Below are 12,780 nucleotides of genomic sequence, written 5' to 3' on the forward strand. Positions count from 1 at the left end.
TCCAAAAGGTAATAGAATCCCTCTATTACCTTTTGTGTTTATTATAGTTTATAAAACCGATCATTTTTTCAAAGATTGGATGTGCAACTGATGGTAATAAGTATGACAGGCTTTGGAAGAGGGAAGGCAGATTCAGGTTCTTTCTCAGTGAACGTTGAGGTAAAAACGGTAAATCATCGCTTTTGTGAAATGAATATTCGCATGCCAAGACAGCTTTTAAAAATAGAAGATAAAATCAAGAAGAGGCTCAATCAGCAAATTCGCCGTGGAAGAGTAGAAGTTTATGTAAGCTTAGAGGGCGAGGGGGCTGTAACCAGGAAACTCCATGTTGATTGGAACCTAATTGAAGAATATTATCAATTTATCAAGGAAGCAAATGGAAAATATGGAATCGAAGGTACTGTAACACTTCAGGATTTGCTAAATCGTTCAGATCTTATACATATTGAAGAAAGTGAAGCTGGGAATGAGGAATTAGAAAATTTAGTCCTTGCCGCAACGGAGGAAGCCGTAATTTTGCTTAAACAAATGCGGACTTCAGAAGGGGAAGAAATAAAAAAAGATTTAATTGCTATCCTTTCCCAACTAGAATCAATTGTTTTTGAAATTCAGAAATTTGCACCGCTTGTTGTTCAGTCGTTTAAAGAGCGCTTAACAAAAAGAATGGCGGAGTTCGTGAATGGACAATTAGATGAAACGAGGATTTTAACGGAGGTTGCTGTTTTTGCTGATAAGGCTGACATTAATGAGGAAATCACAAGATTAAAAAGTCATATCCAGCAATTTTTACAAGCCATAACCGACCAGGAACCCATCGGCAGAAAACTGGATTTTCTTGTTCAGGAAATGAACAGAGAAGCAAATACAATTGGATCGAAGGCAAATGATTCAAATATTGCCAAAATGGTTGTTGAAATGAAAAGCTTACTCGAGAAGTTAAAAGAGCAGGTTCAAAATATCGAATAGGCCTTGTTTAGAAACAGTATGACACGGCCAAAATATATTATTGATGATTGGATGATTACCATGTCGATTAAGTTAATTAATATTGGATTTGGAAATATCGTTTCGGCAAATCGAATTATATCCATTGTAAGCCCGGAATCTGCTCCTATAAAAAGAATCATTCAAGATGCCAGGGATCGGGGATCTTTGATAGACGCAACATACGGAAGACGTACCCGTGCAGTGATTGTAATGGATAGTGACCATGTCATTTTATCTGCCGTACAGCCAGAAACGGTTGCACATCGCTTAACGGATCGTGATGAATCAATTGAGGAAGGGTAGGATTTTTGCTAATGAAGGAAAAAGGATTATTGATCGTGCTTTCAGGGCCATCCGGTGTTGGTAAAGGAACGGTTCGCAAAGAGATTTTTTCCCATCCGGATACGGCGTTTGAGTATTCTATTTCGATGACCACCCGAAAGCCGCGCACTGGTGAAATCGATGGGGTAGATTATTTTTTTAAATCAAGAGAAGAGTTTGAAACTTTAATTGATCAAGGAAAGCTATTGGAGTACGCTGAATTTGTTGGAAATTATTATGGCACTCCTGTTGATTATGTTCGTGAAACCTTGGATGCCGGAAAAGATGTATTTTTGGAAATAGAAGTTAAAGGGGCTAGGCAAGTCCGCGAAAAATTTCCAGAAGGGTTATTCATCTTCTTGATGCCCCCAAGCTTGTCGGAGTTAAAAAACCGGATTGTGACAAGAGGAACAGAAACGGAAGACATTATTCAAAATAGAATGCTGTCTGCCCGAGAAGAAATTGAAATGATGGAATTATACGATTATGTTGTTGAAAATGATCAAGTTGAACTTGCCTGTGAACGGGTTAAAGCTATTGTCATAGCCGAACATTGCCGCAGAGAACGAGTCGAACATCGCTATAAAAAATTACTGGAGGTTGAATAAAATGTTATATCCTTCTATTGATTCATTGCTTGAAAAAATTGATTCAAAATACTCTCTTGTATCGGTTGCCGCGAAGCGTGCCCGCGTGATGTCCCAAGTAAGAGATGAAAGATTACCGAAATATGTTTCCTATAAATATGTTGGAAAAGCACTAGAGGAAATTTACAGCGGCGAGCTGACTTATCGGATTGCGAAGAAGGCGGAAACAACTGCTGAGTAAAAAATGAAGACTTCATTGAAGGCGTGACTTTGGAAGGGCTAACACCTTAACGGTCAGCCTTTTTTATTTTGAAAAATGACTTATATTCTAGCATAATGAAAGAGATGAAACGTGTTGGATTAGAAGCGGGGGTTAAAACGTGCTAAATAATAAAAAAATACTATTATGTGTGACCGGAGGTATCGCAGTCTATAAGGCAGCTGCGTTGACGAGTAAGCTAGTACAAGCAGGGGCGCAAGTAAAAGTAATTATAAGCGAATCAGCTTCTAAATTTGTTACACCATTAACCTTTCAGGCATTATCACGAAATGAGGTTTATACTGATACTTTTGACGAAAAAAATCCGCAAGTAATCGCCCATATTGACCTTGCTGACTGGGCGGATCTTATCCTGGTTGCTCCAGCAACAGCTAATACGATTGCAAAACTTGCAAGTGGTATAGCCGATAATATGATTACGACTACCCTGCTAGCTGCAACGGCACCAGTCTGGATTGCCCCAGCCATGAATGTACATATGTATGACCATCCGGCGGTGAAAAATAATCTATCGATATTAGCGGAATTCGGCTATCAATTTATTGAACCGAGTGAAGGCTATCTTGCCTGTGGTTACATCGGAAAAGGGCGTCTAGAGGAGCCAGAGAAAATTGTTGAATTGATTCAGGCGTTTTTTACAAACAAAGAAGTAAAACCACTGAAGGGTAAGACAGTCATCGTAACGGCAGGACCTACACGAGAGAAAATTGATCCTGTCCGGTTTATCTCTAACCATTCAAGCGGTAAAATGGGATACGCTCTTGCTGAAAAAGCAAGAAAACAAGGGGCCGAAGTTATTTTAGTTTCAGGGCCCGTCCAAATATCAGCGCCAATTGGCGTAAATTTAGTCAGAGTAGAAAGTGCCGAAGAAATGTACGAGGCTGTCATAAGCCTCTATGATTCTGCAGATATCGTAATTAAAACAGCAGCAGTTGCTGACTATCGCCCTAAAACCACATTTGACCATAAGGTAAAAAAGAAGGACGGAGACACGAGCATTGAATTAGAGAGAACAAAGGATATATTATTTGAGCTCGGTCAAAGGAAGAAGCATCAATTGCTGATTGGGTTTGCTGCTGAAACAGATAACGTGGAAGAGTATGCACGCAAGAAATTAGCGACGAAAAATGCGGATATGATTGTTGCCAATAATGTCAAAACAGAAGGCGCCGGTTTTGGAACGGATACCAACATTGTTACATTATTCAAACGTGATGGTTCAGTTGCAACATTACCGATGATGTCAAAATCAGTGGTGGCCGAAAAAATTATTGAAGAAACGACTTCACTTCTGAAGGATATGAAATGAAATGGAAATTGCTGCTGTAATCGTTGATGTTCCAACTAAACAAACGGATAGGTCCTTTGATTATCTGGTCCCAGAGCGATGGAGGGAAACAATCCGGCCCGGGATGAGAGTCATTGTTCCGTTTGGACCAAGGAATATTCAAGGTTTTGTTACGGAAATAAAAGCTGAATCAGAATTTAAGCAGCTTCGGGAAATCATTGAGCCCATGGAGCTTGAGCCCGTTTTAAATCAAGAATTATTACAGCTTGGAAACTGGTTAACCGAAAGTACGCTTTGCTTTAAAATATTCGCCTATCAGGCCATGCTACCAGCGGCATTAAAAGCCAAATATGAAAAAAAAGTAAAGCTCGCTCCGGGTGTAATATTATCAGATCTACCAGAAGGGCTTCAATCGTATTTTGAACATAAAGGAATGCTGAATTGGGACGAAGCTTTAAAAAGTGGAATCGTTTCACTTCTTCAAAGGGAATCAGCAAAGGGGCATCTCGAGGTTATTTATGAGGTAAAGGAAAGGATCAAGAAAAAACAAGTGAAATATGTTCAGCCACTTGTTTCCCCCGACAGATTAAAGGAAGAAATGGACCGTTTGCCTGGTAATGCAGAAAAACAAAAACAAGTGCTGGCCTTTTTTATAGAACAGAATAATGCCATTGAATTAAGTCAACTTGTTGCGAACCTTAAAATCTCATCCGCAACTGTCAAGGCCTTGATTGATAAAAAGCTGCTGACAGAGAGTGAGATGGAGGTTTATCGTGACCCTTATGAAAATCGAATTTTTGAACGGACTCAACCTTTGCCATTAACAGAGGATCAAGCGAAGGCCATTAAACCGGTTCTAAATGCTATCGAAACAAATAGTCATGACGTATTTTTACTTTATGGTGTAACTGGGAGCGGAAAGACAGAAATATACCTTCAATCGATTCAGCAGGTAATAGAAAAAGGTCAGGAAGCAATTGTTCTTGTCCCGGAAATATCTCTCACACCGCAAATGGTAAATCGGTTTAAAGGAAGATTTGGCGATTTGGTTGCAGTATTGCACAGCGGCTTGTCTGCCGGGGAAAAATATGATGAATGGCGAAAAATTCAGCGTAGAGAAGTAAAGGTGGTGGTCGGAGCCAGGTCAGCCATTTTTGCTCCTTTTGAAAATCTTGGCATCATTATTATTGATGAAGAACATGAGACGAGCTATAAACAAGAGGAAATGCCGCGTTATCATGCAAAGGAAGTGGCAATCGAAAGGGCAAAGACCTATAACTGTCCAGTCGTATTAGGAAGTGCCACTCCGTCTCTCGAATCATTTGCCAGGTCGCAAAAAAAGGTGTACCAGCTTTTAACGCTTCCAAATCGGATGAATAAGCAGTCACTGCCTTCTGTTGAGATCATTGATATGCGGGAAGAGCTTCGGGCAGGGAATCGTTCGATGTTTTCTGGAAAGCTATTTGAGATGTTAAAAGACCGAGTCGAGAAAAAACAGCAGACTGTATTATTTCTAAATAAACGCGGACATTCCTCCTTTGTTATGTGCAGGGATTGCGGATATGTGGTAAATTGCCCGAACTGTGAAATTTCCCTTACCTACCATCGTGCCGGCGGACAAATGAAATGTCATTACTGTGGTTACGAAACCTATGTCCCAAAGGTCTGTCCTGAGTGCTCCAGTGAGTACATCCGCTATTTTGGAACAGGGACACAAAAGGTTGAGGATGAACTGGGGAAAATATTGCCTGAAGCAAAGGTCATTCGCATGGATGTCGATACAACAGGAAAAAAGGGGTCGCATGAACGGTTATTAAAGGATTTTCAGGATGGGAAGGCTGATATTTTACTAGGGACCCAAATGATTGCCAAAGGTTTAGATTTTCCGAATATAACACTTGTAGGGGTTCTTTCCGCAGATACGATGCTCCATTTACCGGATTTCAGATCCTCGGAAAAAACATTCCAATTGTTAACACAAGTCAGCGGAAGGGCTGGCCGGCATCAATTGCCTGGTGAAGTAATTATTCAAACCTATACCCCTGAGCATTACAGTATTGAACTTGCCGGTAAACAAGACTATGACCTTTTTTATCAACGTGAGATGATGATTCGAAAAATGCATCATTATCCGCCCTTTTATTATCTGTCATTGATAACTGTCAGTCATGAGCAGCTTATGACTGTCGTAACAGCGACGGAAAATATCGTGAACTATGTCCGCTCACAAGTTTCAAGAGAAGCAGTTGTACTTGGGCCGGCAGCATCGCCAATACCAAGGATAAATAATAGATATCGCTATCAATGTCTGATAAAATACAAGCGGGAACCGAACTTGAGTGCGGCACTAAAGATTATTCTTGATCAGCATCAAAAAGATGCAGTAAAAGGGCTTCAGGTTTCGATTGACGTAAATCCGTTTATCTTAATGTAATAGTGGTGAAAATAAATACCATAACCATGAAAAATATTGGAGGAAAAGCTTTGGCAATACGAAAAATTGTGACTCATCCTGCCGAAATTCTCGAGCAAAAATGCCAGGAAGTAGACAAGTTTGATCGAAAGCTTGCAAAATTGCTTGATGATATGTACGACACGATGATTGAATATGATGGGGTAGGACTTGCCGCCCCGCAAATTGGTTTAAATGCTAGAATTGCAATCGTTGATATTGATGATGAATTAGGAACTATTGAAATGATTAATCCTCGGATTTTATCTACATCAGGAGAGCAAACAGGACCAGAAGGATGTCTAAGCTTTCCAGGATTATTTGGTGAAGTTACCAGGCCAAATTATGTAAAAATAGAAGCTCTCGATCGGAAAGGGAGACAATACACCCTCGAAGCAGAGGAATTTCTTGCAAGAGCCATTCAACATGAAATCGACCATCTTGACGGGATTTTATTTACCACAAAAGTATCGAGATATCTTGAGGAAGATGAGTTAAAAGGAGTAGAAAGTGAATGACCAAAATTGTTTTTATGGGGACACCTGATTTTTCCGTTCCCGTACTTAGACAAATACTAGCGGATGGGTATGAGGTAATTGGTGTTGTGACCCAGCCAGATCGGCCGGTAGGAAGAAAGAAAGTTTTAACACCTCCTCCAGTAAAGGTGGAAGCCTTAAAACAAGGAATTCCCGTCTTTCAGCCGGAAAAAATCCGTCAGGAAGAAGAGCTTCAAAAGATCCTCTCCCTTAACCCAGATTTAATTGTTACGGCTGCTTTTGGTCAAATTCTGCCAAAGAAGCTGTTAGAAGCCCCTGCTCATGGCTGTATAAATGTTCATGCTTCCCTTCTTCCAGAATTGCGCGGCGGAGCGCCTATACACTATGCGATTATGCAAGGGAAAAAGAAAACAGGAATAACCATCATGTATATGGTAGAGAAACTAGATGCAGGAGATATTTTAACGTCAGTCGAAGTACCCATCGCGGAAGATGACAATGTTGGTACGCTCCATGATAAGTTAAGTAAGGCGGGAGCAAAGCTGCTCTCAGAAACATTACCGTTATTATTAGATGGAAAACTTAAACCAATTCCGCAAAATGATGCAGAAGCGACTTTTGCTGCTAACATTAAACGGGAACAGGAAAAGATTGACTGGGGAAAAACCGGGGAAGATATATATAATCATATTCGCGGGTTAAACCCTTGGCCTGTTGCTTTTAGCACGATGGATGGGCAAGTATTAAAAATTTGGCGTGCTGAAAAGGTATTTGGTTTAAAGAGCCAAATGCCTGGAACCATAGTAAAAATAGAATCAGATGGTATTACAGTGAGTTCTGGGAATGATACCTCTATAAAAATCCTTGAACTTCAGCCTTCCGGAAAAACGAAAATGATGAGTGAACAATTTTTAAGAGGAGCAGGTTCAAAAATTTCAATAGGCAGCATACTGGGAGATTAATATGACATCAAAGAAAAACAATGTTCGCGAAACCGCAATGGATCTTTTGACATCCATTGAGAAAAATCATTCATATAGCAATTTGCTTCTAAACACCACCATTGAAAAAAATGAATTATCTCCTAAGGATGTAGGTTTACTAACTGAATTGACATATGGAACATTGCAAAGAAGAATGGCCCTGGATTACTATTTAAAGCCATTTATCAAAGATAACAAGAAATTAGCGGATTGGATTCATCATTTACTCAGAATGACTCTTTATCAAATGGTTTATCTTGATAAAATTCCTGATCGAGCCGCAATATTTGAGGCCGTAGAAATTGCTAAAAAACGAGGACATAAAGGGATTGCCAGTTTAGTAAACGGAGTGCTCCGCAGCATTCAAAGAGAAGGAATCCCTGCATTAAGTGAAGTGGCAGATCCAATTAAACGTCTTTCACTCGAAACTAGCCACCCACTTTGGCTTGTGAATAGATGGGTGAATCAATTTGGTTATGATAAAACAAAAGAAATGTGTGAAATTAACTTAACGGCGCCAATGCAAACAGCACGAGTTAATCTTACAAAAATTTCTCGAGATGAATGTGTTTCGATCCTTGAGGAAGATGGGTTTCAAATCGAAAAAAGCCCAATCATTCCTGAGGCGATCAGGTCATTAAAGGGAAACTTAGCTTCCACCATTGCCTTTAAATATGGAATGTTAACGATACAAGACGAGAGCTCAATGCTCTCCACCTATGCATTAGGTGCAACAGAAGGAGAATCTATCCTTGATGCGTGTGCAGCCCCTGGCGGAAAAAGTACGCATATTGCTGAAAAGTTGAATAATTCTGGTGAGGTGATTTCAGTTGATCTTCACCAGCACAAAGTGAAATTGATCAATGAAAATGCCCGCCGTTTAGGGTTATCAAATATAAAAACAAATGTCTCTGATTCAAGACATTTACAAGAAAAGTTTAATGATGAATCCTTCCATCGAATTCTACTCGATGCACCTTGCTCTGGCCTTGGGGTGATGAGAAGAAAGCCAGATATGAAATATACGAAAACCGAAAAAGATTTAGAACGGTTAAGTACCATTCAACAAAATCTGTTAACATCCGTTGCTCCTTTATTGAAAAAAGGCGGCATTCTGGTATATAGTACATGCACTGTTGATAAAGAAGAAAATGAAAATACAGTCAAAACATTTTTAGAAAATAATCCGGAATTCGAAGGGGATCTTTCTTTTAAAAATAGGATGCCTGAAGCCGTTCAGCCGCTGATTACAGGTTTTGATTTACAAATTCTCCCTCAGGATTTTGGGTCTGATGGATTTTATATTGCAGCTTTAAGAAAAGCGTAAGCGCCTTGAACAGGGGCGACAGGCATAAGACGAGCCGGCGAGAAGGTTGGTTTTGACCTTCTTGACGGATTGGCTTATGACCCCGAGCCCAAGGCGCTGGAGCTAAACAATAGAAAGAAGGGGTAAGTGTTGGAACAAGTAAACACAACTGAGACAAACGCAACAATAGAAGAAAAACTGCGCTCTATTTATTCATTAGAGCTTCATGAATTAAAGCAATGGCTGTCGGAGAATGGTGAAAAGCCATTTCGAGCTGAGCAGATTTTTGATTGGCTTTATAAAAAAAGAATTACCTCTTTCGAGGATATGAGTAATGTTTCTAAAGACCTTCGTGACAAACTATCAAGCCATTTTCAACTTACACCTTTAAAGACGGTCATTCAACAAACTTCATCCGATGGCACAATTAAGTTTCTCTTTGAGCTTCATGATGGCTATTCAATCGAAACCGTTCTCATGCGTCATGATTATGGAAATTCGGTATGTGTAACAACGCAGGTTGGCTGCAGAATTGGCTGTACCTTCTGCGCTTCAACCCTAGGTGGTTTGAAAAGACATCTCGAGGCAGGGGAAATTGTAGCGCAAGTGGTCAAAGTTCAGCAAGCCCTTGATGAAACGGAAGAGCGTGTAAGTTCTGTTGTCATTATGGGTATCGGGGAGCCGTTCGATAACTACGATAATATGCTTTCATTTTTAAAAATTATTAATCATGATAAAGGGCTGAATATCGGTGCCCGCCATATTACTGTCTCGACTAGCGGAATCATTCCGAAGATTTATCAATTTGCTGATGAAAATATGCAAATCAATTTCGCGATTTCACTGCACGCTCCAAATACAGAATTAAGATCAAGGCTGATGCCGATCAACAAAGCCTATAAACTTGATGACTTAATGAAAGCAGTGCGGTATTATATCGATAAGACAGGAAGGCGCATAAGCTTTGAATATGGTCTTTTTGGCGGTGTAAATGATTCAACTGAGCATGCTGATGAATTAGCAGACCTATTAAAAGGGATTAAATGCCACGTGAATCTTATACCGGTAAATTATGTACCCGAAAGAGATTATGTCCGAACACCAAAAGACAAAATTTTTGCCTTTGAAAAAACCCTAAAGAATCGTGGAATTAATGTGACAATTCGCCGAGAGCACGGTCATGATATTGATGCAGCATGTGGACAACTTCGTGCAAAGGAGCGGAAGGAAGAGACGAGGTGACAGAAAGTGAAGGCTGTTTTTAAAACGGACCAAGGAAGAGTTCGCCAAAATAACGAGGATAATGGTGGAACTTTTGTCAATCGGGACGGACATCGCCTGGCCATTGTAGCAGATGGTATGGGCGGTCACCGTGCCGGTGATGTTGCAAGTAAAATGACCGTTACATATTTACAGGAAAAATGGGAGCAGACTATAGGGTTAACTACTGCTGATCAAGCTGAGGAATGGTTGAAAGCAAACATCATTGAGGTTAATCGATTGTTGTATGAACATGCTAGGAGCAATGAGGAATGTGAAGGGATGGGTACAACAATTGAAGCGGTGATTGCTACAGACAATTTTACATCGATTGCACATGTTGGCGATTCTCGGTGCTACATTTTAAATGATACCGGCTTTCAACAGCTAACGGAAGACCATACCTGGGTTAATGAATTAGTCCGTACAGGACAAATTTCGAAAGAGGATGCGGAGCATCATCCAAGGAAAAATTGGATATTACGAGCCTTAGGGACTGAACAGGATGTAAAGATTGATATTAAAACCATTATGTTTGAGGAAGGAGACTATCTCCTTATTTGCTCAGATGGGTTATCAAATAAAGTAAGTGACACAGAAATGGTTCAAATCCTTCAGAATGAAACTACGCTTGAACAAAAAGCACAATCACTCATTATCATGGCAAATGATAATGGCGGTGAAGACAACATTACCCTAATCATTCTAGAGTTTGCTAATGAAAATGAAAGAGGGTGATGAAAAATGATCATTGGGAAAAGATTAAGCGGCCGCTATAAAATCCTCGAAATGATTGGCGGAGGCGGTATGGCAAATGTATATCTAGCTCATGATATGATTTTAGATAGAGATGTTGCCGTAAAAATGCTTCGGCTTGATTTTGTAAATGATGAGGAGTTTATTAAACGCTTTCATAGAGAGGCTCAATCAGCTACTAGTCTTGCTCACCCGAATATAGTTAGCATTTACGATGTTGGTGAAGAGGATTCCCTATATTATATTGTTATGGAATATGTAAATGGGCAAACCTTAAAACAATACATACAGCAGCAATCACCACTTCGAGTGGAAGAAGCGCTAGACATAATGATGCAATTAACATCTGCCATTTCCCATGCACATCAAAATCATATTATCCATCGTGATATAAAGCCTCATAATATTTTAATTGACCGAGAGGGATACGTGAAAATAACTGATTTTGGTATCGCAATGGCGCTCAGTGCAACAAGCATTACGCAGACAAATTCCGTCTTGGGTTCTGTTCATTATTTATCACCAGAGCAAGCCCGCGGGGGAATGGCCAATCGAAAATCAGATATTTATTCTTTGGGGATTGTTATGTTTGAGCTTTTGACAGGCCGGCTTCCGTTCTCAGGGGAATCCGCCGTTTCGATTGCTTTGAAGCATCTGCAATCAGAAACACCTTCTGTAAGAAGGTGGAACTCAAAAATTCCGCAAAGTGTCGAAAATATTGTCCTAAAGGCAACTGCCAAAGATCCATTCCATCGCTATAACACCGTTGATGAAATGGAGGAGGACTTGCGAACAGCTCTCGACCCTGAGAGGATGGATGAACCTAAATTCTCTATACCGATTGACAACGAGGCAACAAAAGCAATTCCAGTTATCACGAATGATAAGCCGTTAAAAAACCTTGATGAAACGCTAGTTCACAGCAATGAAAAGCCAGTGATTAAACAAGAGAATACAGTAAATAAAGAAAAGAAAGCAAGTAAAAAACGGAAAAAGTGGCCGATAATCTTAATATCTACCTTTCTTATCCTTGCCATTCTAGGAATATTAACTTTTACATTTTTACCTGATTTATTGGCAGCAAAGGACGTCAAAGTTCCAGATGTAAGCAGAATGAATGTAGATGACGCGATATCTAAGCTTAAATTAAAAGGACTTGAAGTCAGCGACCAAATTGAATTACCAGATGAGGATATTAAAAAAGGGAAAGTTATTAAAACAGACCCTGAGGCCGGGACCACAGTTAAGGAAAATGCCGGGATTACAATATACATTAGCTCTGGAAAAGAAAAATATGATCTTTCTGATTTTACTGGCCGTCAATATGATGATGTAGTCCGTTTATTAGAGCAGGAGAATTTTAAAGCTATCAATAAAGTAGAGAAAAATGACGATAGTGGACCAGGTACTATTTTAAGCCAGAACCCACCTGGAGGCACAAAAGTGGTTCCAGAAGATACTGAATTAGAATTTGAAGTCAGTAAGGGACCTGAGAAAATTGTCTTAAAGGACTTAACCCAATATAATCTAAAGGGCGCTCAGGATTATGCATCCCTAGTGGGACTTACCTTAGATGCCTCTCAAGAACAATATGATGAAAATATACCTGCAGGCATGGTTATATCTCAATCACCTGCACAGGGAACCGAATTGAAAAAAGGTGACAAGGTTAGGGTCGTTATTTCAAAAGGAAAAGAGCAAAAACCGCCAAAAGAGGTAATTAAAGAAATTACCATCGAATATGACCCACCTTTACCTGGTGAGCCAGGCCAAAAACAAGAGGTCATAATCTATATAGAGGATATGACGCACAGTATGACTGATCCGGCTGAAAAATTCACCATTACCCAAACGACGAAAAAGCAAATTAAATTGTTGATTCCATACGGAAAAAAGGCCGGCTATAAAGTTATGCGTGATTTGCAGGTTATCGCGGATGAAACGATAAGCTATGATGATACAGAATAATCGATTGGTGCTTCGATTTGCATAAAAATGAGGGCACTCGTAAAAATTTTAATAGAAGCAATTGGTTTGGTAAGTTAAGGGTCAAGGAGTGTGAC

12 protein-coding genes are annotated in these 12,780 nt (G+C 39.9%); all 12 read left to right on the forward strand.

What is annotated here, in order from left to right; all coding sequences use genetic code 11:
- The first annotated feature begins 90 nt into the window (after positions 1–90).
- A complete protein-coding gene (locus AC59HZ_RS07190; protein WP_496545147.1) occupies positions 91–966 on the forward strand; it encodes a YicC/YloC family endoribonuclease in 876 nt (291 codons plus the stop codon).
- Positions 967–1,026: 60 nt separating this feature from the next.
- Positions 1,027–1,290 carry an extracellular matrix/biofilm regulator RemA gene (remA, locus tag AC59HZ_RS07195; protein WP_223588583.1) on the forward strand — a complete coding sequence of 88 codons (264 nt, stop codon included), beginning with the start codon at positions 1,027–1,029 and terminating at the stop codon, positions 1,288–1,290.
- Positions 1,291–1,301: 11 nt separating this feature from the next.
- Entirely contained in the window at positions 1,302–1,916 is a 615-nt protein-coding gene (gene gmk / locus AC59HZ_RS07200) for a guanylate kinase (protein ID WP_496545148.1), read from the forward strand.
- A gap of 1 nt (position 1,917) precedes the next feature.
- Positions 1,918–2,136 carry a DNA-directed RNA polymerase subunit omega gene (rpoZ, locus tag AC59HZ_RS07205; protein WP_496545149.1) on the forward strand — a complete coding sequence of 73 codons (219 nt, stop codon included), beginning with the start codon at positions 1,918–1,920 and terminating at the stop codon, positions 2,134–2,136.
- Positions 2,137–2,275: 139 nt separating this feature from the next.
- Positions 2,276–3,484 carry a bifunctional phosphopantothenoylcysteine decarboxylase/phosphopantothenate--cysteine ligase CoaBC gene (coaBC, locus tag AC59HZ_RS07210; RefSeq protein ID WP_496545150.1) on the forward strand — a complete coding sequence of 403 codons (1,209 nt, stop codon included), beginning with the start codon at positions 2,276–2,278 and terminating at the stop codon, positions 3,482–3,484.
- A 1-nt stretch (position 3,485) separates the two neighbouring features.
- Entirely contained in the window at positions 3,486–5,897 is a 2,412-nt protein-coding gene (priA, locus tag AC59HZ_RS07215) for a primosomal protein N' (protein WP_496545151.1), read from the forward strand.
- Positions 5,898–5,947: 50 nt separating this feature from the next.
- Positions 5,948–6,433 (forward strand): peptide deformylase, encoded by a 486-nt coding sequence (gene def / locus AC59HZ_RS07220; RefSeq protein WP_496545152.1) that lies wholly within the window; start codon positions 5,948–5,950, stop codon positions 6,431–6,433.
- The gene (gene fmt / locus AC59HZ_RS07225) at positions 6,430–7,374 is read left to right on the forward strand and encodes a methionyl-tRNA formyltransferase (protein WP_496545153.1); all 945 of its coding nucleotides are present in this window, start codon (positions 6,430–6,432) and stop codon (positions 7,372–7,374) included. Before def ends, fmt begins: the two co-directional genes overlap by 4 nt.
- A 1-nt stretch (position 7,375) precedes the next feature.
- Complete coding sequence (rsmB, locus tag AC59HZ_RS07230; protein ID WP_496545154.1) at positions 7,376–8,722, forward strand: 16S rRNA (cytosine(967)-C(5))-methyltransferase RsmB; 1,347 nt, start codon at positions 7,376–7,378, stop codon at positions 8,720–8,722.
- A 129-nt stretch (positions 8,723–8,851) separates the two neighbouring features.
- Positions 8,852–9,943 carry a dual-specificity RNA methyltransferase RlmN gene (gene rlmN, locus AC59HZ_RS07235; RefSeq protein WP_496545155.1) on the forward strand — a complete coding sequence of 364 codons (1,092 nt, stop codon included), beginning with the start codon at positions 8,852–8,854 and terminating at the stop codon, positions 9,941–9,943.
- Positions 9,944–9,949: 6 nt separating this feature from the next.
- Positions 9,950–10,699, forward strand: coding sequence for a Stp1/IreP family PP2C-type Ser/Thr phosphatase (locus tag AC59HZ_RS07240; protein WP_496545156.1), 750 nt, complete (start codon positions 9,950–9,952; stop codon positions 10,697–10,699).
- Between the two features lie 6 nt (positions 10,700–10,705).
- Positions 10,706–12,685, forward strand: a complete 1,980-nt coding sequence (gene pknB / locus AC59HZ_RS07245) for a Stk1 family PASTA domain-containing Ser/Thr kinase (RefSeq protein ID WP_496545157.1) — start codon at positions 10,706–10,708, stop codon at positions 12,683–12,685.
- The last annotated feature ends 95 nt before the right edge of the window (positions 12,686–12,780 follow it).

The sequence above is a fragment of the Neobacillus sp. DZ-9 genome (genome assembly GCF_059587065.1).

Excerpts from the sequence above, each read along its gene's own strand:
- gmk (WP_496545148.1), top strand. The coding sequence starts at position 1,302 with ATGAAGGAAAAAGGATTATTGATCGTGCTTTCAGGGCCATCCGGTGTT.
- priA (WP_496545151.1), top strand. The coding sequence starts at position 3,486 with ATGGAAATTGCTGCTGTAATCGTTGATGTTCCAACTAAACAAACGGAT.
- rsmB (WP_496545154.1), top strand. The coding sequence starts at position 7,376 with ATGACATCAAAGAAAAACAATGTTCGCGAAACCGCAATGGATCTTTTG.
- remA (WP_223588583.1), top strand. The coding sequence starts at position 1,027 with ATGTCGATTAAGTTAATTAATATTGGATTTGGAAATATCGTTTCGGCA.
- rpoZ (WP_496545149.1), top strand. The coding sequence starts at position 1,918 with ATGTTATATCCTTCTATTGATTCATTGCTTGAAAAAATTGATTCAAAA.
- pknB (WP_496545157.1), top strand. The coding sequence starts at position 10,706 with ATGATCATTGGGAAAAGATTAAGCGGCCGCTATAAAATCCTCGAAATG.
- AC59HZ_RS07190 (WP_496545147.1), top strand. The coding sequence starts at position 91 with ATGGTAATAAGTATGACAGGCTTTGGAAGAGGGAAGGCAGATTCAGGT.
- fmt (WP_496545153.1), top strand. The coding sequence starts at position 6,430 with ATGACCAAAATTGTTTTTATGGGGACACCTGATTTTTCCGTTCCCGTA.